Source organism: Sanguibacter sp. Z6_81 (assembly GCF_057180625.1).
Window position 1 is genome coordinate 983,571 of the sequence record NZ_JBXUFV010000001.1, and the last position, 23,486, is coordinate 1,007,056.

General features: G+C 69.8%; 24 protein-coding genes. 8 read left to right on the forward strand and 16 right to left on the reverse strand.

Annotation, left to right across the window (positions count from 1 at the left end):
* Positions 1-48: 48 nt before the first annotated feature.
* Positions 49-1,917: a DNA cytosine methyltransferase gene (locus tag AC2AXK_RS04645; RefSeq protein ID WP_484344161.1), complete on the forward strand. Its 1,869-nt coding sequence runs from the start codon at positions 49-51 to the stop codon at positions 1,915-1,917.
* A 7-nt stretch (positions 1,918-1,924) separates the two neighbouring features.
* Here AC2AXK_RS04645 and AC2AXK_RS04650 read toward each other — a convergent pair whose 3' ends face one another.
* Entirely contained in the window at positions 1,925-3,217 is a 1,293-nt protein-coding gene (locus AC2AXK_RS04650) for an ATP-binding protein (RefSeq protein WP_484344162.1), read from the reverse strand.
* Positions 3,218-3,302: 85 nt separating this feature from the next.
* Here AC2AXK_RS04650 and AC2AXK_RS04655 point away from each other — a divergent pair, with 85 nt between their 5' ends.
* A complete protein-coding gene (locus tag AC2AXK_RS04655) occupies positions 3,303-3,788 on the forward strand; it encodes a very short patch repair endonuclease (protein ID WP_484344163.1) in 486 nt (161 codons plus the stop codon).
* A gap of 514 nt (positions 3,789-4,302) precedes the next feature.
* Here the strand turns inward: AC2AXK_RS04655 and AC2AXK_RS04660 are convergent.
* On the reverse strand, positions 4,303-4,776 hold the full coding sequence (locus AC2AXK_RS04660; RefSeq protein WP_484344164.1) for a hypothetical protein: 474 nt from the start codon (positions 4,774-4,776) through the stop codon (positions 4,303-4,305).
* Positions 4,777-5,358: 582 nt separating this feature from the next.
* Between AC2AXK_RS04660 and AC2AXK_RS04665 the strand changes: the two genes are divergently transcribed.
* A complete protein-coding gene (locus AC2AXK_RS04665; protein ID WP_484344165.1) occupies positions 5,359-5,898 on the forward strand; it encodes a hypothetical protein in 540 nt (179 codons plus the stop codon).
* Between the two features lie 129 nt (positions 5,899-6,027).
* Here the strand turns inward: AC2AXK_RS04665 and AC2AXK_RS04670 are convergent, their stop codons facing one another.
* A complete protein-coding gene (locus tag AC2AXK_RS04670) occupies positions 6,028-7,701 on the reverse strand; it encodes a nuclease-related domain-containing DEAD/DEAH box helicase (RefSeq protein WP_484344166.1) in 1,674 nt (557 codons plus the stop codon).
* A gap of 163 nt (positions 7,702-7,864) precedes the next feature.
* On the opposite strand from AC2AXK_RS04670, the gene AC2AXK_RS04675 reads away from it, so the two are divergent.
* Together AC2AXK_RS04675 and AC2AXK_RS04680 are read left to right on the forward strand one after the other, a co-directional pair.
* The gene (locus tag AC2AXK_RS04675) at positions 7,865-8,533 is read left to right on the forward strand and encodes a hypothetical protein (RefSeq protein ID WP_484344167.1); all 669 of its coding nucleotides are present in this window, start codon (positions 7,865-7,867) and stop codon (positions 8,531-8,533) included.
* A gap of 283 nt (positions 8,534-8,816) precedes the next feature.
* Positions 8,817-9,110 carry a hypothetical protein gene (locus AC2AXK_RS04680; RefSeq protein WP_484344168.1) on the forward strand — a complete coding sequence of 98 codons (294 nt, stop codon included), beginning with the start codon at positions 8,817-8,819 and terminating at the stop codon, positions 9,108-9,110.
* A gap of 16 nt (positions 9,111-9,126) precedes the next feature.
* Here AC2AXK_RS04680 and AC2AXK_RS04685 read toward each other — a convergent pair whose 3' ends face one another.
* Positions 9,127-9,627, reverse strand: coding sequence for a MarR family transcriptional regulator (locus AC2AXK_RS04685; RefSeq protein WP_484344169.1), 501 nt, complete (start codon positions 9,625-9,627; stop codon positions 9,127-9,129).
* Between the two features lie 105 nt (positions 9,628-9,732).
* On the opposite strand from AC2AXK_RS04685, the gene AC2AXK_RS04690 reads away from it, so the two are divergent.
* On the forward strand, positions 9,733-12,903 hold the full coding sequence (locus AC2AXK_RS04690; protein WP_484344170.1) for an efflux RND transporter permease subunit: 3,171 nt from the start codon (positions 9,733-9,735) through the stop codon (positions 12,901-12,903).
* Between the two features lie 39 nt (positions 12,904-12,942).
* Here AC2AXK_RS04690 and AC2AXK_RS04695 read toward each other — a convergent pair whose 3' ends face one another.
* Both AC2AXK_RS04695 and AC2AXK_RS04700 read right to left on the reverse strand, forming a co-directional pair.
* On the reverse strand, positions 12,943-13,953 hold the full coding sequence (locus AC2AXK_RS04695; RefSeq protein ID WP_484344171.1) for an aldo/keto reductase: 1,011 nt from the start codon (positions 13,951-13,953) through the stop codon (positions 12,943-12,945).
* A 1-nt stretch (position 13,954) separates the two neighbouring features.
* Positions 13,955-14,116, reverse strand: a complete 162-nt coding sequence (locus AC2AXK_RS04700) for a hypothetical protein (protein WP_484344172.1) — start codon at positions 14,114-14,116, stop codon at positions 13,955-13,957.
* A 247-nt stretch (positions 14,117-14,363) separates the two neighbouring features.
* Between AC2AXK_RS04700 and AC2AXK_RS04705 the strand changes: the two genes are divergently transcribed.
* Complete coding sequence (locus AC2AXK_RS04705; RefSeq protein WP_484344173.1) at positions 14,364-15,230, forward strand: alpha/beta fold hydrolase; 867 nt, start codon at positions 14,364-14,366, stop codon at positions 15,228-15,230.
* On the opposite strand, the gene AC2AXK_RS04710 is transcribed toward AC2AXK_RS04705, so the two are convergent.
* The 3 genes from AC2AXK_RS04710 to AC2AXK_RS04720 all read right to left on the reverse strand — a co-directional run bounded on the left by AC2AXK_RS04710 (position 15,227) and on the right by AC2AXK_RS04720 (position 17,809).
* The gene (locus AC2AXK_RS04710) at positions 15,227-16,291 is read right to left on the reverse strand and encodes an NAD-dependent epimerase/dehydratase family protein (protein WP_484344174.1); all 1,065 of its coding nucleotides are present in this window, start codon (positions 16,289-16,291) and stop codon (positions 15,227-15,229) included. The two genes, AC2AXK_RS04705 and AC2AXK_RS04710, sit on opposite strands and share 4 nt — an antisense overlap.
* Before the next feature lie 4 nt (positions 16,292-16,295).
* Complete coding sequence (locus AC2AXK_RS04715; RefSeq protein WP_484344175.1) at positions 16,296-17,534, reverse strand: zinc-dependent alcohol dehydrogenase; 1,239 nt, start codon at positions 17,532-17,534, stop codon at positions 16,296-16,298.
* Positions 17,535-17,638: 104 nt separating this feature from the next.
* Positions 17,639-17,809, reverse strand: coding sequence for a hypothetical protein (locus tag AC2AXK_RS04720; protein WP_484344176.1), 171 nt, complete (start codon positions 17,807-17,809; stop codon positions 17,639-17,641).
* Between the two features lie 248 nt (positions 17,810-18,057).
* On the opposite strand from AC2AXK_RS04720, the gene AC2AXK_RS04725 reads away from it, so the two are divergent.
* The gene (locus AC2AXK_RS04725; protein ID WP_484344177.1) at positions 18,058-18,222 is read left to right on the forward strand and encodes a hypothetical protein; all 165 of its coding nucleotides are present in this window, start codon (positions 18,058-18,060) and stop codon (positions 18,220-18,222) included.
* Between the two features lie 186 nt (positions 18,223-18,408).
* Here the strand turns inward: AC2AXK_RS04725 and AC2AXK_RS04730 are convergent, their stop codons facing one another.
* From AC2AXK_RS04730 to AC2AXK_RS04760, 7 genes are all read right to left on the reverse strand, one after another.
* Positions 18,409-19,389, reverse strand: coding sequence for a TIGR01777 family oxidoreductase (locus tag AC2AXK_RS04730; RefSeq protein WP_484344178.1), 981 nt, complete (start codon positions 19,387-19,389; stop codon positions 18,409-18,411).
* Entirely contained in the window at positions 19,386-20,078 is a 693-nt protein-coding gene (locus tag AC2AXK_RS04735) for a TetR/AcrR family transcriptional regulator (RefSeq protein ID WP_484344179.1), read from the reverse strand. Before AC2AXK_RS04735 ends, AC2AXK_RS04730 begins: the two co-directional genes overlap by 4 nt.
* Before the next feature lie 127 nt (positions 20,079-20,205).
* Entirely contained in the window at positions 20,206-20,688 is a 483-nt protein-coding gene (locus AC2AXK_RS04740) for a protease inhibitor I42 family protein (protein WP_484344180.1), read from the reverse strand.
* On the reverse strand, positions 20,685-21,434 hold the full coding sequence (locus tag AC2AXK_RS04745) for an AIM24 family protein (protein ID WP_484344181.1): 750 nt from the start codon (positions 21,432-21,434) through the stop codon (positions 20,685-20,687). Before AC2AXK_RS04745 ends, AC2AXK_RS04740 begins: the two co-directional genes overlap by 4 nt.
* A 12-nt stretch (positions 21,435-21,446) precedes the next feature.
* Positions 21,447-22,133, reverse strand: a complete 687-nt coding sequence (locus AC2AXK_RS04750; RefSeq protein WP_484344182.1) for an AIM24 family protein — start codon at positions 22,131-22,133, stop codon at positions 21,447-21,449.
* A gap of 1 nt (position 22,134) precedes the next feature.
* Complete coding sequence (locus AC2AXK_RS04755; protein WP_484344183.1) at positions 22,135-22,758, reverse strand: AIM24 family protein; 624 nt, start codon at positions 22,756-22,758, stop codon at positions 22,135-22,137.
* Positions 22,759-22,925: 167 nt separating this feature from the next.
* On the reverse strand, positions 22,926-23,474 hold the full coding sequence (locus AC2AXK_RS04760) for an HdeD family acid-resistance protein (RefSeq protein WP_484344184.1): 549 nt from the start codon (positions 23,472-23,474) through the stop codon (positions 22,926-22,928).
* Positions 23,475-23,486 lie beyond the last annotated feature (12 nt).

Here is a 23,486-nt window from a genome sequence, read left to right on the forward strand (position 1 = left end):
GGATTCGTCCGTGGGCGCGTACTGCGCCTTGCCAAGCACGCTGAGCACGTGCGGGACCGGGAAGGCCTGGTCCGTTTGGCGCGGAGGCTCCGCGAGGAGCAGCCCGGCCTGCTGCTCGCCGCGGATCTCTTCTCCGGAGCCGGCGGTCTGAGTCTCGGCCTCGAACAAGCCGGCATGCGAGTCGTTCTCGGAGCGGATCACTACCTCGAAGCGAACGAGACGCACGCCCACCATTTCGGAGGGCTCAGTGTGGACTGGGACCTCAGCGAGGCCGGGGTCGTCGAAGAGATCGCGTCGATCATGGTCGAGGCGGAGATCGACGTGCTCGCGGGTGGACCGCCCTGTCAGCCCTTCTCGAAGGCGGGCCGATCCGGCATCCGTCATAGGGTGCGCGAGGGGCTCCGTGATCCACTTGATGCCCGTCGTGATCTCTGGCGCTCGTACTTGGAAGTTGTGCGGCTCGCGCTGCCCCGGGCCGTGATCATGGAGAACGTCCCGGACATGGCACTCGACCGCGAGATGTTCATCCTGCGCAGCATGGCGCTCGATCTCGAACACCTGGGGTACTCAGTAGAGACGAGGATCGTTCAGACGTCGGACTACGGCGTTCCGCAACACCGCCAAAGGCTGATCCTCGTCGCGTTGCGCGAGAACTTAGCCTTCACCTGGCCCGAGGCGACGAAATACCCCGTGACTCTGAGGCACGCGATATCGGACCTTCCTCCCGTCGAAGGTGGTTGGCTGACCGAGGGTGAGCAGGGGTACCTGCCGTATCACGGGCCCAGTACGAGGTACCAGGGCGAAATGCGTTCGGAGGTGCCGGCGCGACACCGACACCGCATCTACGACCATGTCACGAGGTCTGTCCGGGAGGACGACCTCCGTGCCTTCGACCTCATGGATTCAGACACGCGGTACTCGGACCTGCCCGAGGAACTGCGGCGCTACCGTTCTGACATCTTCGACGACAAGTACAAGCGGCTCGAATATGACGGGGTCTCCCGGACGATCACCGCGCACATCGCGAAGGACGGGTACTGGTACATCCATCCTGAGCAGAACCGCACGATCACCGTGCGCGAGGCGGCTCGCATCCAGACCTTCCCCGATCACTTCCGTTTCGCGGGGAGTCCGACCGCGGCGTTCAAGCAGATCGGCAACGCGGTGCCGCCCCGCTTGGGTCGGGCGGTCGGTTCGGCGGTGCGAGATGCCCTTGAGACACCGCGACCGGCCGGCCTCGGGCGTGAGGGGGTCGCGCGCGTCCTCCATGGCTGGTGGTCGAACCACACGGACTCGCCGATGCCGTGGTTCCTGGGACGGAACCGGTGGGCCATCGTTGCGGCGGAGATGATCCTCGATCGAGGCAGCGATCTCCTGATGCAGTCGCTCTGGCCCCGCATCTCGTCATGGGACGGACCAGAAGCGATGCTCAGGGACCGCGAGTCCTTGGCGCTCGTGTGCCGTTGGATCGCGAAGGAAGGGCTTGAGGAACGTTTGGTCGCTCTCGCGAGCTTCCTCGTGGTCGAACACGAGGGGCAGGTCAGCAGTGCTGGCCTGGTCGCCGCGGTGGAGAACCGTTTGATCACGGGCGGTCTCGCTGACCTCGTTCAACTTGCTGCCCCGGACGATGTGAGCCTCGACAACGAGGAGCAGCCTGTTGTGGTCAATCAGGCCGTCGTACGGACTGCCTCCAGGTATGCGGATGACCTGAGCGACCGACGGAACAAGAACAGCGACGGTCGTCTGGCGGTCGCGGCGATGATCGGCTTCGGCGACGCCAGCCGTTCTGCACACCTCGCGCTGCTCGAGATCGGCCGAGCGATCTGTCTCCCGACCACCCCGCGGTGCCCAGAGTGCCCTCTGATCGAGACGTGCGCGTATGCGAACCGGAACGGCGTCGCTGCCGCCGTCGAGTGAGCGAGGACTAGCGCCCTGCGTTGAGGGCGCGGTAGACCTGAGGCGAGCGACTCTTGAGAAGAGCGAACGTCTCTTCGAGGGCAGCGAGGTTCCCACCGTCCAACGCGGCGGCGCGGAGCGCCACGCCCACGTCTGAGAGATCTGCCTGCACATTGCTCCTGGAAGAAGCGCGGGGGGCATCGTGGCCGGCAGCCTGGCGGTACCTGTCGCTCGCGCGGATACACAGCTCCTGGATCGGCTTCTCAAGCATGGGCCGGATCTCGGGCGGGAGGTTCACCCTCATCTTCGCGACGTTGATCTGGAAAGCCTCGTCGAGGGGGGTGGGGAACTCGATGGAAGCCCGCGCTAGCTTCATGTGTTCGTCCAGGCCGCGCAGACCACTCCAGCCTCCGAACTGGACAAGACGGTCCACGCGGTAGATGTAGAGACCCTGCTGCCGATTCCATTTCAGTGGGCCGGACAGAGCGTCGAAGGCATCCACCGAACTGAACGTGTTCTTCGCGGGCAGGACGAATCGTCGGAGGGTGACCTCGTGGGTCGCGCCACCGGCCTCGATCTCGAAGACCTGCTCCGGAAGCTGCAGGGTGTGGTCCTCCTCAACAGCGAACGGGTCCCACGGCTCGAGCTTCACCCCGTCAACTGCGATGACCAGATCGTGCCCGGACACCTGGCCAGCGAGATACCTGTGAAAAACGACCGAGAGGTGCTCAGCGACCTTCCGAGACGCGGTGGCTAGTCGTCGTCGCCCCAGGCCTCCTTCGGCTGTCTTCGCGTTGAGGATGCGGTCGAGCTTCTCGAGCACGACCACAGTGCCCCCGGCGCGCGTCTCGAGGTCCTCGCAAGCGTCCTGGACGACGGCTGAGGCGCTGTCCTCGATGATCAACCATTCATCGCGTTCAGCGATCAGATCAAGGTCGAGGGTTCGACGGGAGATGAAACCGCGGCCGTCCCTGCGCTTCGACACGACGGTCAGACGGCGGCACTGCGAGAGCGATGCGGTCTTGAGACCGAGACCGAATCTCCCGAGTTCCCCCGGCTCGTACGTCCGTCGTGTTCCGAAGCGCAACGACTCGAGCAGACCATTGGCAGACATCCCGATGCCGTCGTCCGCGATCGTGATCGCGGAGCGCGAGCCATCGAAGCGAAAATCGACGCGTACTTCGCTGGCGCCGGCGGCGATCGAGTTGTCGATGAGGTCGGCGATGGCGGTCGCGGTGTCGTAGCCGATATCCCGGAGCGACTCCGTCAGCCTCGAGGCTGACGGGGCTACCTGATGACTGTTGAGGACAGCCTGACTCATTCCAACCTCCATGCTCAAGACCAGGATCGCACATCGGCGGATCGTGGCCGAGCTCCTGCAAGTGTGTCGTAGTCATACTAGGCGGATGGTCCGACATGAACGGGCGGCCGACGGCCCCGCTCAGTCGTGGGCATCGAGCGCTGCGGTTCGGACCAACATGCAGGCGAATAAGGGTCGTGACACTTCTCCCGAACGATCGATCCGACGTCTGCTGTTCGCGGCGGGGCTCCGATATCGGGTCGACTATCCCCTCCCCTTCAACCGTCGTCGGCGCGCTGACATCGTGTTCACGCGCCTGCGTCTAGCGATCTTTGTTGACGGGTGCTTCTGGCACGGCTGTCCGGAGCACTATGTGGCGCCGCGTGCGAACGCGTCGTTCTGGGCTGTCAAGCGGCTGGCGAACGTCGAACGAGACCGCTCGACCACAGCAGCGTTGGAGGCGCTCGGCTGGACGGTGTTGCGCTATTGGGAGCATGAGGAAGCAGCGCGCGTGGTGGAGAAGATCACCCATGAAATGCGTCTAATAAGCGAACAGCGCGATGCCTCGGATATCGAGATGGATCCCTCGTGATGCCAGTAGGTGTGTGATGTTGCGCCGCACATGATGTTCAACGTGACTGTTCTTGTAGCTCGAGGGAACGGCGAGGATCAACCAGTCCGTGTCGGGTGAGGAGGCCGCTGCAAGGGCGGCGATGAGCGCGCCGTTGTTCGTATGAGCTCGACCCGCTTGGACGCTCAGAGCCACACGTCGCGCTGGCGAGGACAGATCAAGTTCCGCGCTCGAGAACGACGCGTTCCGAGGAGGGCTGAGCTGCCACTCCGCCCGGAGTCGATCGAGCGTCGCGATGAGGTCCGGGCGGCTCAGTCCGCCTGCCGCTGACGCGGTCGCCCGCATGGCGGTGGATCGGGCGGCGACCTTCTCCGCGAGGGTGCTCACCTCAGGAGGCGGCTGATGAGGTTCGTGCTCCGGCTGGATCCACAGTGACATGTGCTGAGCTTTGCAGCTGGTGTCTGCTGTGCGGGCGTGACGGGAAGGTGAAGTTCGATCGCGGTGGTGGGGAGGAGGTGATCGGCGCCGCGAAGGCTCAGCCCACGACCCACGCTTCCGCCTTCTTCAACCTCTCCCGCACCGCGCCTCCACCGATCTCCTCGATGACCCCGCGAGCCCCGACCACCACGAGCAGCGACCGCGCCCGGGACAGCCCGGTGTAGAGCATCCGCTTCGCCCGCTCGGCGTCACGGAACCCGTTGACGGTGATGATTATCACGGGTCGTTCGAGCCCTTCGAACCCGAGGACGTGGCCGTAGAAGACGTCCTCCTCCGCGAAGAAGGCGTCCCAGTAGGCGGCGGTCCCGCCGGCGTCGACCTCGAGGCCCCGGGGTCGCACGTCCTCGTCGGACAGCGAACCGAACAGCTGGGTGATCTGCTTCGTCGAGCCCTGGAACCACGCGCCCTCGCTGCGCGCGACGTGCCCGCCCTTCGTCTCCACTGCCGCGATCCCGACCCCGGGCCACGCGACGAGGAGGTCGATCTCGTATTCGCCGACAAGCCCTCGCAAAGAGGCACCTGGATGCCAGGAAGGGCTCGCCTGCTCGCGCCCATAGAGTGACCTGCCTCGCGAGCCCCTTGAGTTCCTGCGTCTTGGACCCAGGCGCCTGGCTGCTGCGCAGATCGAAAAGACCCGTGCACCGCGGACCTCCTTCAGGAGGTCGATGGCCCCGTGCTCAAGTACGGACTTCAGGAGATGCACGGAATGGCGCTGAGCCTGCCGGCCCGCCGAGCGGACCGTCCCGATCAGGAGCTCCTCGCCTGGCGCTACGAGCCCTTCGCGGCTCGCGCTCGCCAGCTGCGGTTCGCTGAAGCGCGGTTGCGCGCACCGTGGGGAGTTCTCCCCACGGGAGACTCTCCCCGTGACGGTTTGCTCCCGTACTGTCAGTGACTGACCGCTCGGCCGGATGGCGAAGAAAGACCGATAATGCACACCACAATACGCGGGACCACGGCGCGTGCTACGTGCGCCGCGGTGCTCACCGTGTGCGCGGTTGTCGTGCTGGCTGGGTGCGCCGACAGCGACACGCCTGCTGCCGCGCCGTCGCACCAGGTCGACAGCTCCGAGTCGCCCGACGACGTGTCGTCGAGCATGCCAGCTGAGGACCCGACGGTGGCCCCGACCATGCCAGCCGAGGACCCGACAGAGGCCCCGAGCGTGGAGGGCGCAGACGGCGTCATCGACCTCACAGACGAGGCGAACGGGATCTACTTCAGCGATCTCCCCGACCTCGTCGGGGAGGAGGCCGCTGCGATGAACGCCGCGAACACCTATAACTACGACGACTGGCGGGCACTGCAGACGAACTCCGTGCCGGCGGAGCTCGCCCAGACGGTCGCTCCGCCTGTCCTCGCCTATCTCGAGGCGCAGGTCAACCGCCAGGTGTCCGAGGGCTACATGCTCTCGGGCACTGTCACGTTCACCTCCTCCCTGGTCGAGTACGGGGAGGACGTCGCTGTCGTCGAGACGTGTGTCGACCAGACCAAGGTCATGATTGCCGACGCGGACGACGGCATGATCAGGGCTCCGGGAGGAGGCGCGCCAGCCACCGCCCTAATCACGTTGGTGCTGACGAGAACGGCAGGGCCGTGGTCGGTCGCCCAGTACTCCGAAGCGGCTGAGCCATGCTGACGTCTCGGCGGTTCCGGTACCGCGCACTGCTCGTCGCGCTCACGTAGTTGCTCACGGGGGCACTGGTCGTACTCGTGCCCCCAGCGGCGATTGCTGGCGACTGCCGTCTCAAGGGTTGCCCACCTGCTCTCACGCCTCCGCGGTGCCCCACGCCTCCGCCTTCTTCAACCTCTCCCGCACCCCGCCCCCACCGATCTCCTCGATGACCCCGCGCGGCCCGACCACCACGAGCAGCGTCCGCGCCCGGGACAGCCCGGTGTAGAGCATCCGCTTCGCGCGCTCCATGTCCCGGAACCCGTTGACGGCGAGCACCACCACCGGCCGCTCCAGCCCTTTGAACCCGAGGACGTGGCCGTAGAACACGTCGTCCTCGGCGAAGAAGGCGTCCCAGTAGGCGGCGGCTCCGCCGGCGTCGACCTCGAGGACCTGCGCGGGGTGCCGGTGGTGGGTCGTGAGGAGGGCGATCTGCCCGGGTTGCCAGCCCTCGTCGAGCAGGGCTTCCACGGCGTCGTCGGCTGCGGGGACCGCGGCGTCGAGCGGGACGTCGACGAGGCGGACGGGCGGACCGTCGAGGCCCCGGGGTCGGACGTCCTCGTCAGACAGTGACCCGAACAGCTGGGCGATCTGCTTCGTCGAGCGGAGGTTCTCCTCGAGGCGCAGGGGCGGGAGGTCCACCGGCGCCTGGCCGTCACGGGCGAAGACCCGCTGAGCGTCGTCCATGAACACGAACAGGCCCCCGTGCTCCGGGTCGCGCATGCACCGCAGCAGCGACGGCCACCACAGGTCGCCGAAGTCCTGGGCCTCGTCGACCACCACGGAGTCGAAGAGGTCCGCCGCGCTGCGGCCCCCCGCCAGCTCACCGAGTTGGCGGGGGAGGTCCTGCTCCCAGTACACCGGATCGTCGTCGCAGCCCGGCTGCGCGCCCCAGGCGAGGGGCAGGTCGTGGAACAACCCGACGAATGACGGGCGCTCGCGTGCTGGCCAGGTCTCGGTGATCCGTTGTAAGTACCGGCCGAGGCCGCGGGAGTAGCACAGCAGGGCGACACGGTCGCCCGCCCGTGCGCGCCGTCGGGCCTGCTCCAGTGCCAACCATGTCTTGCCGCTTCCGGCCCCACCGACGATCCGCATCCGCGGTAAGTTCGCCAGCATCGACAGAATTTTGGCCTGGTCACGCGTCATCTGCTCCAACCGCGTCTCATGCGTCGCCGCCAGGACCAGGCTTTCTGCCTGGCTCGGGAACCCGCCCGCCAGGAGGTCGACCAGCTCGACCATTCCCTCCGCCGTCAGGGGCGCCTGCCCCTGACCGTGATCCTCGATCGCCCTCTTGACCCGGCTCGCCACCGCGAACGGCTCCTCGAGCGTCGCACGGTCGACCATCGCCGTCCGGGGTAGGTCGAGCCCCAGCCAGGTGTCGCTCACATAGACGTGGGGGAGTGCCACGAGATGCGCCGTCCGAGCGGGCGCCGCCAGGCTGCCATGCTGGCGGAACAGGTTCTGCAGGGCGTGCCGCGCCGACTGCACCTGACCGACTGGGTCGATCCGGTGCCGCTTGGTGCCGCTGCCCTGGAACCACGCACCGTCCGCCCGCGTGACGTGCCCGCCTTTCGTCTCGACGGCCGCGATCCCGACCCCGGGCCACGCGACGAGGAGGTCGAGCTCGTGCTCCGACGCGCCGTCGAGCAGACGCACGCCGGCGAAGAGCGCGACGTCGTCGGGCAGCTGCTCGCACAGCGCCTCCCAGACGGCACGCTCGGCTCCACCGTCGTCGGGGAAGTCGGGCTCGGCGGGGTAGAGGCGGGGCATGACGCCATGCTCACAGGCAGACCGGGCCCGTGGGAGGACCGCGCGGGTGAACTCTCACCGCCGGAGGAGGGAAGTTCTGCCCATCAAGCGCTCTCCCGTGCGAGCAGCCGCTCGCGTACTCTCGGCACAAGAACTGGGTCGGACCAACGGGAAGAGACGGACGATGCGGACCACCACAAGCAGCAGTGTGCATCTGGCGCGGGCTGCTGTCCTCACCGTGGCCGCCGTCCTCGCGATGACCGGCTGTGCCGACAGTGCGGCGCCCGATCCGGCGCCGTCGTCCACGCGGCCCAGCAGCGACGAGGCGGATGACAGGCCGACGGCGGAGCCGGCGACCGAACCGACACCGACCGCCGAGCCGAGCGACGCAGGAGGCGTCCTCGACCTCTCGGACGACGCGAACGGCATCTTCTTCGCGGAGCTCCCTGACGTCACGGGGGAAGAGGCAGCCGTGCTCAACGCCGCGAACACCTACAACCTCTTGGACTGGCGCGCGCTGCAGGCCAACGCGATCCCGGCCGAGCTCCCCGGCACCGTGGCGCCGCCGGTCCTGAGCTACCTTGAGAGCCAGGTGACCCGGCAGGTCGAGAACGGGAGCCACCTCGGCGGCGAGGTCACGTTCACCTCGGCGGTCGTCGAGCTGGCGGCCGACGTCGCGGTCGTGGAGACGTGCGTCGACCAGACGGGCATGACTGTCGTCCGGGCCGACGGCACCTCGATGACGTCGGCCGAGGCCGGGTCGCCGGGGACGGCTCTCGTCACGCTCACGCTGGCCGGCGGCGCCGGCGCCTGGGCCGTCAGCGGGTACTCGGATGTGGCGGCCCCGTGCTGACGGCGCCAGGACGACGCGCTCGTCTCCGGGCAGCCGTGCTCGTCGTCGGCGACCCACGGCATGGTGTTCGTCCCTGAGGGTCAGGAGCCGCGGGCCCCGGAGGTCTCCGTCGAGGTGCTGCGAGACATCGCACAGAATGCTCTGAGCCTCCCGCCGCCCACGGTGGACTGGAACCCCCGCCTCGAGGGGAACGCCGCGACGATCGTGAACCTCGACAGCTGGGTGTGGCTCGAGGACCCCACGACGGAGTACTCCGTCACAGCATCGGCGGGCGAACGCCGCGATGGTCGCCGCCGCCCTGCGGGACATGACGCTCAGTGCGCCCTACGCCGACGGCACGACCTGTGCCGGGACGGGGATCGCGTGGACCCCGGGTGCGACGTCGGACTGCAGCATCGTCTTCACCCGGTCCAGTGCGAACCAGACCGACACCAAGACCACACTGACCATCGCCACCGGCTGGGACACGACGTGGTCGGCGAACGGCGTCGACCAGGGGGCGCTCGACGGCCAGGTGATGACCACCCAGGTCGGCATCCCCGTGGCCGAGGCGCAGACCATCATCACCACGAGCTGAGCCGTCCGCACCGCCTCTAGCCGGCGGTTCCCGACGCTGCGTCGGCGGCCACCGACTCCATGGCCCGCAGCAGCGCCCCGATCCCCCGGGTGAGCATCCGCAGGTCGTCGAGCGCCATGCGCTCCAGCGGGGCACGGTCGATCTGCGGCTGGGCCGCGAGGAGGCAGCGGACCGTCGCGCGTCCCTGGGGGGTTGCCAGGACCCGGCGCACCCGCTGGTCGTCCGGGTCCTGGGTCCGCATCGCCATGCCCTGGCTCGTGAGCCTGTCGAGGATCCCGGACATGGTCGCGACCGACACGCCGAGGGTCTCCGCGAGGCCGTGGACGGTGTTGCCGTCGGTCTCGGTGACGAGGATGGCGAGCACCTTGAGCTGCTGCATCGTCAGGGGGATCGTCAGCAGCTGCTCGGTGACGCTCGGCATGGCCGTCGTCTCGAGGGCCTCCTGCAGACGGGCCATCTCGGCGACGAGGTGCTCGCGCTCGTCACCGTCGACGAGGTCTGCGCGCGTGTCTGTCATGTCTGTCCGTACCGTCCCTTGTCGCCCTATCCTTAGCCTCACCCTAACGTTCGTGTCAGACTAACCATCGAACGCTGGCTGTCTCTAACCCCCTGGTGGTCCCGCATGTCCGCACTTGCCCGTCTGAGCCTCGCGAACCGCGCGCTCGTCGCCCTCATCACGCTCATGATCGCTGGGCTCGGCCTCTTCTCGGTGACGAACCTCAAGCAGGAGCTCATCCCGTCGATCGAGTTCCCCGCCACGGCCGTCATCACGCCGCTGCCGGGCGCGAGCCCCGAGATCGTCGACTCGGAGATCGGTGAACCGCTCTCGCGGGCGATCGCCACGCTGCCCGACGTCGAGGAGGTCGTCGCGACGTCGTCCAGCTCGCTGTCGATCATCGCGGTGACGTACACGTTCGGGGTCGACGCCACCGAGTTCAAGCGGTCCCTCGAGAGCGCCATCGACGTCGCCAGCGCCTCGCTGCCCGACGACGCGGCCCCGGAGGTCATCGCCGGCAGCATCGCGGACCTGCCGATCATGGCCATCGCCGCGTCGTCCGACGCGCCCGTCGCGGAGCTCTCCGCCGCGCTCGAGACCATCGCCGTCCCCGCCCTCGAGGACATCGACGGCGTCCGCGCCGTCACCGTGACCGGGGCGCAGACCGAGCGCATCGTCATCACGCCCGGACCGGGGTTCCTCGCCGCGGGCATCGGACCGCAGGACCTCACCGCGGCCCTCGAGGCCAACGGCATCACCCTGCCGGCCGGCACGATCTACGAGGACGGCCAGGAGATCTCCGTCCAGGCCGGGACCGCGCTCACGAGCCTCGAGGACCTCCAGGCGCTCCCGCTCGCCACCCCGACCGGCGTCGTCACGCTGGGCGAGGTCGCGGACGTCGCCGTCGTGCTCGAGGACCCGACCTCCATCACCCGGACCAACGGTGTGGAGAGCCTGTCGCTGTCCATCACCGCGACGGCCGACGCCGACCTCGTCGGCGTCTCCCACGAGGTCGAGGACGTCATCGCCGAGCTCACCCCCGAGCTGGGTGAGGGCGCCGAGCTCTCCATCCTGTTCAGCCAGGCCCCCTTCATCGAGGAGTCCATCAAGCACCTCGCCATCGAGGGCCTCCTCGGCCTGCTGTTCGCCGTCCTCGTCATCCTCGTGTTCCTCATGTCGGTGCGCGCCACCCTCGTGACCGCGATCTCGATCCCGCTGTCCGTCCTCGTGACGTTCACCGGTCTGTACGTGGGCGGTTACAGCCTCAACCTGCTGACCCTCGGCGCGCTGACCATCGCGATCGGGCGCGTCGTCGACGACTCGATCGTCGTCATCGAGAACATCAAGCGGCACCTCAGCTACGGCGAACCCAAGATGTCCTCGATCCTCACGGGCGTGCGGGAGGTCGCTGCGGCGATCACCGCGTCGACACTCACGACGATCGCCGTGTTCCTGCCGATCGCCCTCGTCAGCGGGGTCGTCGGGGAGCTCTTCCGCCCGTTCGCGCTCACCGTCGCGATCGCCATGACCTCCTCGCTCGTCGTCGCCCTGACGATCGTGCCCGTGCTGTCCTACTGGTTCCTGCGCAGCCCCGCGCTCACCGAGCGCGCCGAGGGCGCCACGGACGCCGAGCACGCGGAGGCCCAGGCGCGAGCCGCGGCCGAGGCACGCGCGGCGGCGGAGGACAAGGAGCACAACGATGTCCTGCAGCGCGGGTACAAGCCGATCCTGCGCTCCACCCAGAAGCACCCCGTCATCACGGTCGTCGCGTCCGTGCTCATCCTCATCATCACCGTCTCGCTCGTCCCGCTGCTCAAGGTCGACTTCCTCGGCAGCAGCGGGGAGAACGCCCTGAGCGTCACCCAGGAGTTCGAGCCCGGCACCGACCTCACGTCCGTGAGCGAGGGCGCCGCCGTCGTCGAGGACGCGCTCCTCGGGATCGACGGCGTCGAGCAGGTGTCCATGACCGCGGGCAGCAGCGGCGAGGGCTTCGCGGCCCTCCTCGGTGGCGGCCCCAGCACCGCGACGTACACGGTGACCACGGACCCCGACGCCGACCAGGACGCGCTCGGCGCGGAGGTGCGCGAGAAGCTCGCGACCATCACCGACCAGGGGACCATCACCGTCCCCGAGGGCGGCGGCACCGCCGGGTTCTCGTCGACCGTCGACGTCACCGTCACCGCCACCGACGAGAGCGCCCTCGGCGACGCCGCAGACACCGTGCTCGCCGCGCTGCAGGACACCCCGGGTGCCACCGAGGTCGTCTCCGACCGTGTCGCCGAGCAGCCCACGCTGCAGATCGTCGTCGACCGGCCCGCGGCCCTCGAGCTCGGGCTCACCGAGATCCAGGTCGTCGGCATCGTCGCCGGGACGCTCTCCCCGCAGCCCGCGGGGTCCCTGCGGCTCGACGGTGACGACTACAGCATCTACCTCGAGACCGGGGCCGCTCCCACGACCACGGCCGAGATCGAGCAGCTCCCGCTGCCCACGGCCGCCGGCCTCGTGCCGCTCTCGCAGATCGCGTCCGTCGAGCAGGTCGACGTCGCCGCGGCCATCACCCGCCAGGAGGGTGACCTCGTCGCGACGATCTCCCTCACACCCGAGGAGGGTGAGCTCGGCCAGGTCACGCAGGAGGTCAACGCGACGCTCGCTGACCTCGACCTCCCGGCCGGTGTCGAGGCGAAGGTCGGTGGGCTCGCCGAGCTCCAGGGCGACTCGTTCTCCCAGCTGGGGCTCGCGATGCTCATCGCCATCGCGATCGTCTACCTGCTCATGGTCGCGACGTTCAAGTCCCTCGTGCAGCCGCTCATCCTGCTCGTGTCCATCCCGTTCGCCGCGACCGGCGCGATCGTCCTGCTGCTCGTCACCGGCAAGCCGCTCGGGGTGTCCGCGCTCATCGGTCTGCTCATGCTCATCGGGATCGTCGTCACCAACGCCATCGTCCTCATCGACCTCGTCAACCAGTACCGGCGACAGGGTCAGAGCGTCGAGGACGCCGTGTTCAACGGGGCGCGACAGCGTCTGCGGCCCATCGTCATGACGGCCCTCGCGACGATCTTCGCGCTCATCCCCATGGCGCTCGGGGTGACCGGGTCCTCCGGGTTCATCTCCCAGGACCTCGCGATCGTCGTCATCGGCGGGCTGCTGTCCTCCACCGTGCTCACCCTCGTCCTCGTGCCGGTGCTCTACCGGCTCGTCGAGGGACGCCGCAGGAAGCGACCCACGGAGGAGGCCCCGGCCGATGCTGTCAGCGGCGGGACCGACGGGAGCCTCGCCACCGCGAAGCACAGCGCGTGACGACCACGGCGGGCGGGCCCAGCGGCCCGCCCGCCGTGCTCATTCGTCGATCGAGGACATGTCGCTGTACCGGGCGCCCTGCACCGAGCCCCGGGGGACGGCCTCCTCGATCGCGACGAGGTCGCGCTCGGAGAGCTCGACCGCGGCCGCTGCGACGTTCTCCTCCAGGTACCGGACCCGCTTGGTCCCAGGGATCGGGACGACGTCGTCGCCCTGCGCCAGCACCCACGCGAGGGCGAGCTGGCCGACCGTGAGGCCCTTGACGTCCGCGATCGCGGCGAGCGCCTCGACGAGCCGCATGTTCGACGCGTACGCCTCCCCGTGGAACCGTGGGAAGCGTGCCGAGCGTCGGGAGTCGTCCTCGGTCAGCGCCTCGGGCTTCAGGGCGCCCGTGAGGATGCCGCGACCGAGCGGGGAATAGGGGACGAGCCCGATCCCCAGCTCGCGGAGGGTCGGCAGGATCTCGTCCTCGATGTCCCGCGTGAACAGCGAGTACTCCGTCTGCAGTGCGGTGATCGGGTGCACCTGCTGCGCGGCGCGGATCGTGCGGGCCGACGCCTCGGAGAGCCCGAGGTGACGCACCTTCCCCGCAGCGACGAGCTCCGCCATGGCGCCCACCGTCTCCTCGATCGGCACGGTCTTGTCCACGCGGTGCTGGTAGTACAGGTCGATGTGGTCGACACCGAGCCGGGCGAGCGACGCGTCGCAGGCGGCCCGCACGTACTCCGGGCGGCCGTTGATGCCCAGGCGGGTGCCGTCGGGCAGGCGCTCGTTGCCGAACTTCGTCGCCAGCTGCACCTCGGCACGTCTGCCGGCGATCGCCGTGCCCACGAGCCGTTCGTTGGTGAACGGCCCGTACATGTCGGCGGTGTCGATGAACGTCACTCCGAGGTCGAGCGCGCGCCGGATCGTCGCGACGGCGCCCGCCTCGTCGGCCGTGCCGTAGAACTCGGACATCCCCATGCAGCCCAGCCCGAGGCTGGACACGGTGAGGGACGACGTCGTGCCCAGGGTGCGGGTGCCGACGCTCGCGCCGGGCGCCGCAGCCATGTCAGCGACGCCGGCCGACGGCGTTGAGCGCCTGCGACAGGCTCGTCGGGCGACCGCCGTTGTTCTTCTCGGAGGAGGCGGCGACGCGGCGGGCGACCCACCGACCGGCCATGGCGACGAGCCCGACCACGGCGAAGGAACGAACTCTGCGGACGAGACCCATGCTGACTCCCGGGGGGACGGTGCGGCTCCTGAGGACGGGGCCGGCTGTCCCCCTAGTCTCGGTCGTCGCGGGCCCGCGTGCCTCTCGGCGCGCTGGGCCCGCGCGGCCCAGCGCTCCGCCCGGGGGAGGAGGCTCTCCACGATTCATTCACCCTGAGGGGGTTCCTCGTGGGAATGTCCAGTTCGTACGGTTGTCCCACCGGGAGGGCGCCCTGCCTCTCCGTGCCGCAGCCTGCCAGGGAGCCGCTATGCCGTTCGTCGCCGTCGGGACCGAGAACCTCGCCGACATCCATCTCTACTACGAGGACCACGGCCCCCTCGACGCTGCACCGGTCGTGCTCATCCATGGCTACCCCCTCGACGGGCGGTCCTGGGAGCACCAGATCCGCGTGCTGCTGGAGGCCGGCCACCGCGTCGTCACCTATGACCGACGAGGGTTCGGCCGCTCCGGGCACGCGGCCACCGGGTACGACTACGACACGTACACGGCCGACCTCGCGGTGCTGCTCGAGCACCTCGACCTCCTGGGGGTCACGCTCGTCGGCTTCGCCATGGGTGCCGGGGAGGTCGCCCGGTACGTCTGCGCGTACGGCACGCGGCGCCTGAGCCGGCTCGCGTTCCTCGCCGGTCTCACGCCGTACCTCCTCGAGACGCCGGACAACCCCGGCGGTATCCCGCAGGACGTGTTCGACGACATCGCCGTGACCGCCCGCGCCGACCGGTTCGCGTGGTTCACCGCGTTCCTCGAGAACGTCTACAACCTCGACGAGACCCTCGGGAGGACGGTGAGCGAGGAGGCGGTCCGCGCGAGCTGGGCGACCGCCGCGTCGAGTGCGCCCGACGCCGCCTACTCCGTGGTGCCGGCCTGGCTCACCGACTTCCGGGGTGACATCGACGCCGTCCGTGACGCCGGCCTCCCCACGCTCATCCTGCACGGGACGGAGGACCGCATCCTCCCGATCGAGGTGACGGCCCACCCGTTCCGGGACGCGCTGCCCGAGGCGACGTACGTCGAGATCGAGGGCGCTCCGCACGGCCTGCTGTGGACGCACGCGCGCGAGGTCAATGCAGCGCTCACGGCCCTCCTCGCCGAGGAGCGCGCGCCGGTCCGCTAGATCGGTGGCCGTTCCGGCTCGCCGTCGGGCCGCAGCGGCACGCTGCCCGTCCCGCGACCGCCGGCGATGCCGTCGAGCACCTCGCTGAGCGTGACCTCGGCACTGCGGGTCGGGCGCCACCCGAGCTCCCGGCGGGCGCGCGAGGTGTCCATGAGCGGGGCGCCCATGCCGAGGTCCACCCAGCCGGGGTCGGTGGGGATGAGGTGGGCCGCGTAGGCCGCCCAGACGGCCCGCCGCACGAGCCCCGGCGGGACCTGCACGAAGGGTCCGCGCCCGACGACCCGCGCGAGGTCCTCGGCGTGGAGCACGGGGTCCGTCGCGATGTTGAACGCTCCCGGGGCCTGGTGGAGGATCACCTGCAGGTACGCCTGCGCGACGTCGTCGGCGTGCACGACCTGCAGCCGGATGCCGGTCGGCAACGGCACCACGGGCAGCGATCCCGGTCGCAGCAGCCCGCGGGGGACGATCCCGCCGAGGAAGTAGCGGCGGATCCCCGAGCCCGCGTCCTCCTGGAAGATCAGCGCGGGCCGCACCCGGGAGACGACCATCGTGGGGTGCACGCGCTCGAGGTCGTCGAGGATCTGCTCCTGCGCCACCTTGTCCACGCTGTAGTGCGAGGTCGGCATGCCGTGGCGGTCCCACGACTCGTCGCGCAGCACGTCGTCGTCGACGGCCGAGTACACGCCCACGGACGACGCCACGACGAGGTGGGGGACGTTGACCTGTGCGGCGGCGCGCGCAACGCGCGCGGTGCCACCGACGTTCGCGCGCCGCAGCAGGTCACGGTCCCGGTTGGGCTGGATGAGCCACGCGAGGTGCACGACGGCGTCCGCGCCGGCGAGCAGCGCGGCGAGCTCGGTGACGTAGGCGTCCTCGTCGGCGGTCGGCACCTCGCGGGCCACGTCGAACGTGGCCCACCCGGCCGAGCCGTACGGCTCGACCGAGAGGTCCGGCACCCTACGGGCCACGCCGAGCACGGAGGTGATCCGTGGCTCGGCGGCCAGGGCCCGCAGGAGCGCCGTACCCGAGTTGCCGGACGCGCCGACGACGACGACCCTCACGTCATCAGACCCCGGTCACCGGGGCAGTCTCGGCCGGTGCCTTCGTCGCGGGGAGCGACGGGTCGAGCACGACCTTGATGCACCCGTCCTCCTTCTTCTGGAACATCGAGTACGCGCCCGGTGCGTCCTCGAGCGGGAGGCGGTGGGTGCGCAGGTCGAGGACACCGAGGGGGTCGGAGGAGTCGCTCACGAGGGGCAGCACGTCGTCGATCCAGCGACGCACGTTGGCCTGGCCCATGCGCATGGTCAGCTGCTTGTCGAACATCTCCATCATCGGCATCGGGTCGACCGCGCCGCCGTACACGCCGGACAGCGACACGGTGCCGCCGCGGCGCACCACGGAGATGGACGCGTGGAGGGCTGCGAGCCGGTCGATCCCGAGCTTCTTGATCATCGGCTTCGCGATCGCGTCCGGCAGGAACCCCGCCCCGAGCTGGACGCCCTTGGCGATCGGCGACCCGTGGGCCTCCATCCCGACGGCGTCGATGACGGAGTCGGTGCCCCGACCGGACGTCAGCTGGCGCACGGCGTCCGGCAGGTCGGAGCACTCGCGCAGGTCGATCGTGTCGATGCCGTGCCGGCGCGCCATCTCCAGGCGCGCGGTGACCCGGTCGACCCCGATCACCTGGCTGGCGCCGAGGTGCCGTGCGATGCGGGCGCTCATCTGCCCGATCGGCCCCAGGCCCATGACGGTCACGGTCCCGCCGGCCGGGATGTCCGCGTACTGCACGGCCTGCCAGGCGGTCGGTACGACGTCGGAGAGATAGAGGTAGCGCTCGTCGGGCTCGCCGTCGTCGGGCACCACGACCGGGCCGTAGTGCGCCTGCGGGACCCGGAGGTACTCGGCCTGTCCGCCCGGGACCTGCCCGTAGAGCTTGGTGTACCCCAGCAGGGCGGCGCCCTTGTCCTGGCTCCGTGTCTGCGTCGTCTCGCACTGCGACTGCAGGCCGCGCGTGCACATCCAGCAGGACCCGCACGAGATGTTGAACGGCACGACGACGCGGTCGCCGGGGCGGATGTGCGTGACGTCCGGTCCGACCTCCTCGACGATGCCCATGGGCTCGTGGCCCAGGACGTCACCGACGTCGATGAACGCCCCCAGGACGGAGTACAGGTGCAGGTCCGACCCGCAGATCGCCGTCGAGGTGACGCGGACGATCGCGTCGGTCGGCTCCTTGATCGTGGGGTCGGGGACCGTCTCGACAGAGACGTTCTCGGTGCCTTGCCAGGTGAGTGCGCGCACGGGGTCCTCCGGGGGTCAGTGGGTGGTTCAGATCATCGCGAGGCCTCGGTGCGGCTGAGCACAGAGGTCGGTGCCCGCCCGCCACGCGGGCGGGCACCGCGGGGTCAGTCGGAGGTCTTGGCGGGGTCGTCCTCGCCCTCGGCCTTGTCAGGCTGCGTGGTGTGCGCGGAGCTGAGGCTGGCCGGGTCGGAGTCGGGGTCCTTCGACGGGTCGTACGGCTCCTCCGAGGGGACGTTCTGGGAGCTGTTCGCGTCCGTGCTGGTGCTGTCGGTCATGGGATCGCCTCTCGTCAGGTGGAGTCGTCGCGAAGGGATCACGGACGACGTCGGCTGGTCCTCCACCGTGCCTCGTCGTGCGGGTGCTCGCATCTCGAGCCTGTGTGTGCCTCGACCATGGCTGCGTGCGCGTGGGCTTCGCACGGGCCTGCACCGTCCCGGGACGCGCTGCACGTCCGGAGGGTGAATCTCGCCGACAGGTTCGTCGGTGGCTCACGGCGACCGACGAAGCTGCCGATGGTCCTGATGTGACGCACGGCACGCCGAGCAGCCTCCGGCCCGTCTCCGAGCACCCGGCCGGGATCCCCCCCACCCCGCCGGTGCGCAGGAGCGTGCGGCGGGCCGTGCGTCATTGGACGGCGATGGTCTTCGTCGTCGAGGTGGGGATCGTCGCCGTTCTCCTGCTGCGGTAGGAGGCCTTCGCCGCGCTGCGGCCGTCCGGCCGGCGTTGTCGCGTCGGGGCTGGTTCCGGGACGCCCGGCCGAAGAGATCTCCGGACGCCCTGCACCGGGAGATGGGCCGCGGGAGATGGGCCGGGAGATGGAAACGACGCGAGCCCCAGGGGGAGTGGCTCGCGTCGTTAGGTCAATGATGACGTTTCACATACCCGCGGTCAACTCGGTGGGCGTGATCTCACCCACGGTCGCGGGAGCCCGGCGACCTGCACCGGTTCGGCCCGTATCGACGATTTCGCGCAGAGCACCCGGTAGGACCGGGTACGCGAACGTGAAACCCGAGTCCCGGAGAGCTCCCGGATCGACCCAGCGGCTCTTGCGCACGAGCTCCGCCTCGGTCCGGACGAGCCTCGCTCCGAGCTCGAGCAGCCACGCCGGGGTCGGGATCCCGACGCGACGACCGACGGCAGCGCGGACCTCGGACATGAGCTCGGCGTTGGTGACCGGGTGGGGAGCAGCGACGTTGACCGGCCCCGAGATCTCCTCGTGGGTGTAGAGGTGGCTGATCGCGTCGACGACGTCGTCCACGTGCACCCAGCTGAAGACCTGGTCGCCGTCGCTCATCCGTCCGCCGAGGCCCAGTCGCGCGAGAGTGAGGACCGGCGCGATCGCGCCCCCGCCCGCGCCGAGCACGATCGCGATGCGCAGCGCCACCTTCCGCACGTGGGTCGGTGCCGAGAAGAGCTCGTGCTCCCACGCGCGGGCGACCGCGACCGACAGTCCCGTCCCGAGCTCGCCGGTCGTCTCGTCCATCGGGCGGTCGCGGGCGTCACGGTAGATGGTCCCGGTGCTCGCGTTCGCCCACAGCCGCGGCGGCTCCTCGATGCGGGCGAGTGCGCGGCCGAGCGCTGCCGTCGTCTCGACGCGCGACGAGAAGATCTCGTCCACCGTGCGCTTGGTGTACCGGCAGCTCACGGACCGGCCCGCGAGGTTGACGAGGAGGTCCGTGCCGGCGAGCACGCGGTCCAGCGCGGCGTCGTCGTGCCAGTCGGCGTCGTCCGACGCGCGGCGCCCGATGGTCCGGACCTGCGTGCCGGCGGCGCGCAGCCGCGCGACGAGGTGCTGCCCGATGAAGCCGGACGCCCCGGCGACGACCGCGACGGCGGGGGTGGGGCTCGTGCTCATGAGGACTCCGAGGAGGTGAGGTCACGCGTGGGCGGGTCGGTGAAGGTGGTGACGAGCTGGACGACGTCGTCGACGAGGCCGCGGGCGACGGGGAGCCGGGAGAGGTTCACGGCCCGCGCGACGAGCGGCGCCAGGCGGTCGACGAGTGTCCGTGTCCGGGCCTGCCCGGCCGAGGGGTCCATGACCCAGTGCAGGGTGACGCCGAGGTAGGTGAACCACAGGAGCGTCGGAAGCTGCTTGCGCAGGGCCGCTGAGGGGTGGTGCCGGGACAGGGCCACTGCCTCGCCCATGAGGTCGACGGCCATGGTGCGGGCCTCGCTCGAGCCGGCGGCGAACGGGCTCGTCCGGGACGCCGTGGGCAGCGCGATCTGCACGAAGGACGTGCCGAACCCGTGGTAGGGCGCCATGACGTCGAGGCCCGTGTGCAGGACGGTGCGCAGGTTCGCGGCCAGCGGCGCGTTGCGGCGCAGGGCCGGGACGGCGAGAGCCCGGTGCTCGCGCTGGACGGTGAGGTAGAGCTCGTGGACGAGCTCGTCCTTGCCTGCGAAGTAGTAGTAGGCGTTGCCGAGCGAGACGCCGGCCTCCGACGCGATGCGCCGCATCGTCGTGCCCTGGAAGCCTTGCTCCCGGAAGAGCCTGAGCGCCGTCGTGACGAGGACCTCCCTCGTGCTGGTATTCGCACCTGTCATCGGGACCTCCGAGTTGAACGCGTTCAAGAAACCTAGCACGCACGGCTTGAACATGTTCAGGGGACGCGGGTCCGCACACCGCCGGCCTCGAGCACCACGCGCCCCGCACGGGACATGGTCGGTGGGGTCAGACGACGGTGACGGTGAGCTCGAGGGTCGACGGCCCGCCCTCGTAGTCGGTGTCCGTGGACCCGCGGTAGCTGTACTGGAAGGTCACCGTCGTCGTGCCCGGCCCGACGGCGTCGAACGCGTACTGCAGGGCCGTCCGGTGGCCCACCTCGCCGTCCTCGCCGAGGTAGTCCGCCTCCTCCTCGGAGGGGCTGAGCACCGCGGGGTCGGGCTCGGTGGTCACCTGCCAGTCGTCCCCGACCGAGGTGTTGATCTCTCCGAGGTCGACGACGAGGGTCTGGCCGACCGCCATCTCGACGGACCCGTCGGTGACCTCGACGACGACGTCGTCGTCCGCGGGTGCCGTCGTCGCGGCGGACGTCGGCCCGAAGGGCGGCCACGGTGCGGGCTCCTCGCCGTCCCCGGAGCACCCGGCCAGGGTTGCCGCGACGAGGAGGGCGGCTGCGAGCGCGGCCGCCCGCCCCGGGGCGACCCCCGTCACTGCTGCTGGCTCAGCCGCGCGCCGATCGACCGGTGGAGCTGCTGCAGGCCCACCTGCCCGAGCTGCACGGTCTCGGACTCGATGTGCTGGAGCAGGTGGTTGTCGTCGATGACCTTCTCGCTCGACTGGATGAGGACCGTGCCGGTCCCCGTGAAGTCGAACTGGCGCTCCTCGCCGGACGTGACGCCGAGCAACCCGGACACCGCACCCAGGTGGTGCTCCATCCAGGCCGCGTCGAAGTGGTGCGACGGCGACGGGCAGTCGGCCCAGCCGACGAGCGCCTCCGGGTCGATCCGCAGGGGCGGCTCGGCGAACATCACCGGGCCGTTGGAGGAGGCGAGGAACTTCCCGGTGCCGAGGAGGGTGAGGAACCCCGGGACGATCGACTGCTTGAGGTTCAACCCCGGCTCGAACGCGAGGAGGTTCGCGGCCCGGATCGTGAGGTTGGCGTCCTCGAGGTCGTAGGAGTTGATGTTGTAGCCCCGGTCGCCGAGGATGAGCTTGCCCCGGCCCTGGGCCAGCACCCAGTCGTTGGCGTAGAGCGGCGAGGAGAACCGGCTGGCGACGAGGGCTGTGAGACTCGTCCTGCTCAGGGGCTCGAACCGCACGTCGCCGTAGTACGCGATCATCGCGCCCTTCGACGTGAACCACGGGTCGCCGCCGAGCTCGACGCAGAAGGCGTAGTCGTTGCCCGGGAGGTTGTCGTTGACCGGCAGGGTCGTGGGGTTGTGGATCTCGATGGTCATGATGTGCCGTCCCTAGAACTTCTGCTCGGACGCCTGGACCCACACGGTGCCCTGTCCGGTGAGCTTGAGCTGCATGGCTTCTCCGGACCCGCGCCCGACGACGTCGCGGAAGCCGACGTTCGCGGACAGGTCGACGGTGATGTTCCCGAGGTGTCCCACGTAGGCCTGCGGGTCGACGACGACCTCGCCGGAGTAGCCACCGACCTGCAGCGGGATGCACCCGCCGTGGGACAGGACGGCGACGGTCCCGTGACCCGTGAGCTGGGTGGTGAACAGGCCCTGCCCGGTGACGGCGCCCCGGACCGCACCGCGCACCCCGCCCTGGGAGGCGATGGGCACGATGGCGGTCTGCAGGTTGCCCTCGTAGGCGAGGAGGCGGTCGGCCTCGACCGTGAGGACGGACGAGCCGTCCATCGGGATGAGCTCGATGTACAGGCCGCGGTGGCCGTAGTACACCTCGCCCGCGCCCTGTGCTGCCATGAGGGCGACGTGCTCACCCTGCATCATGCGTCCGGCGATCCCGGCCATGCCGGAGACGGCGCCGCCGAAGCCTCCGCCGCCGTACCCGCCGCCCAGGCTGTGCGGGGCGAACATGACGTCCCCGGTGTAGTAGAGCATCGCGCCCTTGCGGGCGAGGACCGCCTGGCCCGGCTGCAGGACCGTCTTGAGGACCTTGCCGTTCTCGAGCTCCATCGTCATCTCATCGCTCCTCGGGCTGGATGTACACGACGCCCTGGCCGTCGAACCGCAGGGAGAACGCCTCGCCGTTGCCGCCGCCGATGGCGGACCGCCACGTCACGTCCGTGACGAAGCTCTGGTTGAGGTTGCCGCGGTAGGCGACGAACGCGTCCGGGTCGGCGACGAGGGGGTACTGCGGGCTGACCTCGAGAGCGATGATGGGCCCGCCCGCGGACAGCAGGGCGACGGTGCCGCTGCCCGTGACCGTCGTGGTGAACAGGCCCTGACCCGACGTCGCGCCGCGCAGCCCGGAGAACTTCACGTCGGTGCGCAGGGGGCCGGCGAGGGCGAGGAGCTGGGACGCCTCGACGTGCAGCACGTCGTTCGTGAGCTCGACGATCGTGATGTCCTGGGCGTCGACCGCGAAGTACACGGTGCCGCTGCCCGTGACCTCCATGAGAGAGATCGACTCGCCCGTCACCTTGCGCTTGAGTGCGGCCTTGAACCCGTCGCCGCCGCCCATCCCGGCGTTCTTGAAGGCGACCTTGCCCTCGTAGGCGACCATCGACCCGGTGATCGCCCGGATCGTGTCCCCGGCGAGATCCGCCACGAGCACGCGGTGCCCCTGCATCCTCAGCTGTGCCACTGATTGTCCTCCTGGCCGTGTCCCGCCCCTGCCGCGACAGATCCTGCCAGACGCGGGTGCGTCCCACGAGGTCAGCGGACGTGTCGGGGAGTTGTCCCCATCCGGCGGCCTGAGGTCCGACCGGTCCGCGCGGCCGAGTGCGCCCGGATGACTTCAGCCTTTCGTGGTCACCTCGTCGCCGAGCCGGCGCGTGACCTGTCGCGGGGCCATCCGACGATGAGCAGGCCGATGCCGTCCACGAGCGTCTGCACGCCGACGAGGATCCCCAGGAGCGTGAAGGTGGCGTCAAAGACGTTGAACAGCACGATCAGTCCGAGCAGCGTCGAGGCGAGCCCGCCGATCACCAGCACGACCCGTTGGCTGTCGTTCTCGACGGCGGCGATGAGCCGGGTCAGGCCGATGGCCAGGAAGAGGGCGCCCGCGACGAGGGTGAGCGTGAGGGCTGCGGCAGCGGGATTGCGCAGGAACACGAGCCCCAGGACGATGAACAGCCCGCCGCTGAGCGCGGTGGACCAGAAGCCCCCCTTGCCGATGCGGAACAGTGCGGCCACGACGGCCACGATGCCCGAGAGAAGGGCGGTCCAGGCCAGCAGGTACACGGAGACGACGGTCGCGATCACCGTGTGCCCGAGGATGAAGATCCCGGCGAGGACGAGGAGAGCTCCGAGCACGAGGCTCCCGACGTTGCTGCGGCTTCCCGTGGTGGTTCCGGTCATGGTTCTCAGCCT

What these genes read in the sequence shown, in the direction of transcription:
- AC2AXK_RS04730 (WP_484344178.1), bottom strand. Translation starts at nt 19,389, where the DNA reads ATGAGCACGAGCCCCACCCCCGCCGTCGCGGTCGTCGCCGGGGCGTCC.
- AC2AXK_RS04680 (WP_484344168.1), top strand. Translation starts at nt 8,817, where the DNA reads ATGGTCGCCGCCGCCCTGCGGGACATGACGCTCAGTGCGCCCTACGCC.
- AC2AXK_RS04665 (WP_484344165.1), top strand. Translation starts at nt 5,359, where the DNA reads ATGCCAGCTGAGGACCCGACGGTGGCCCCGACCATGCCAGCCGAGGAC.
- AC2AXK_RS04675 (WP_484344167.1), top strand. Translation starts at nt 7,865, where the DNA reads ATGCGGACCACCACAAGCAGCAGTGTGCATCTGGCGCGGGCTGCTGTC.
- AC2AXK_RS04670 (WP_484344166.1), bottom strand. Translation starts at nt 7,701, where the DNA reads ATGCCCCGCCTCTACCCCGCCGAGCCCGACTTCCCCGACGACGGTGGA.
- AC2AXK_RS04735 (WP_484344179.1), bottom strand. Translation starts at nt 20,078, where the DNA reads ATGACAGGTGCGAATACCAGCACGAGGGAGGTCCTCGTCACGACGGCG.
- AC2AXK_RS04700 (WP_484344172.1), bottom strand. Translation starts at nt 14,116, where the DNA reads ATGGGTCTCGTCCGCAGAGTTCGTTCCTTCGCCGTGGTCGGGCTCGTC.
- AC2AXK_RS04705 (WP_484344173.1), top strand. Translation starts at nt 14,364, where the DNA reads ATGCCGTTCGTCGCCGTCGGGACCGAGAACCTCGCCGACATCCATCTC.
- AC2AXK_RS04695 (WP_484344171.1), bottom strand. Translation starts at nt 13,953, where the DNA reads ATGGCTGCGGCGCCCGGCGCGAGCGTCGGCACCCGCACCCTGGGCACG.
- AC2AXK_RS04690 (WP_484344170.1), top strand. Translation starts at nt 9,733, where the DNA reads ATGTCCGCACTTGCCCGTCTGAGCCTCGCGAACCGCGCGCTCGTCGCC.
- AC2AXK_RS04685 (WP_484344169.1), bottom strand. Translation starts at nt 9,627, where the DNA reads ATGACAGACACGCGCGCAGACCTCGTCGACGGTGACGAGCGCGAGCAC.
- AC2AXK_RS04650 (WP_484344162.1), bottom strand. Translation starts at nt 3,217, where the DNA reads ATGAGTCAGGCTGTCCTCAACAGTCATCAGGTAGCCCCGTCAGCCTCG.
- AC2AXK_RS04655 (WP_484344163.1), top strand. Translation starts at nt 3,303, where the DNA reads ATGGTCCGACATGAACGGGCGGCCGACGGCCCCGCTCAGTCGTGGGCA.
- AC2AXK_RS04745 (WP_484344181.1), bottom strand. Translation starts at nt 21,434, where the DNA reads ATGACCATCGAGATCCACAACCCCACGACCCTGCCGGTCAACGACAAC.
- AC2AXK_RS04760 (WP_484344184.1), bottom strand. Translation starts at nt 23,474, where the DNA reads ATGACCGGAACCACCACGGGAAGCCGCAGCAACGTCGGGAGCCTCGTG.
- AC2AXK_RS04750 (WP_484344182.1), bottom strand. Translation starts at nt 22,133, where the DNA reads ATGACGATGGAGCTCGAGAACGGCAAGGTCCTCAAGACGGTCCTGCAG.
- AC2AXK_RS04720 (WP_484344176.1), bottom strand. Translation starts at nt 17,809, where the DNA reads ATGACCGACAGCACCAGCACGGACGCGAACAGCTCCCAGAACGTCCCC.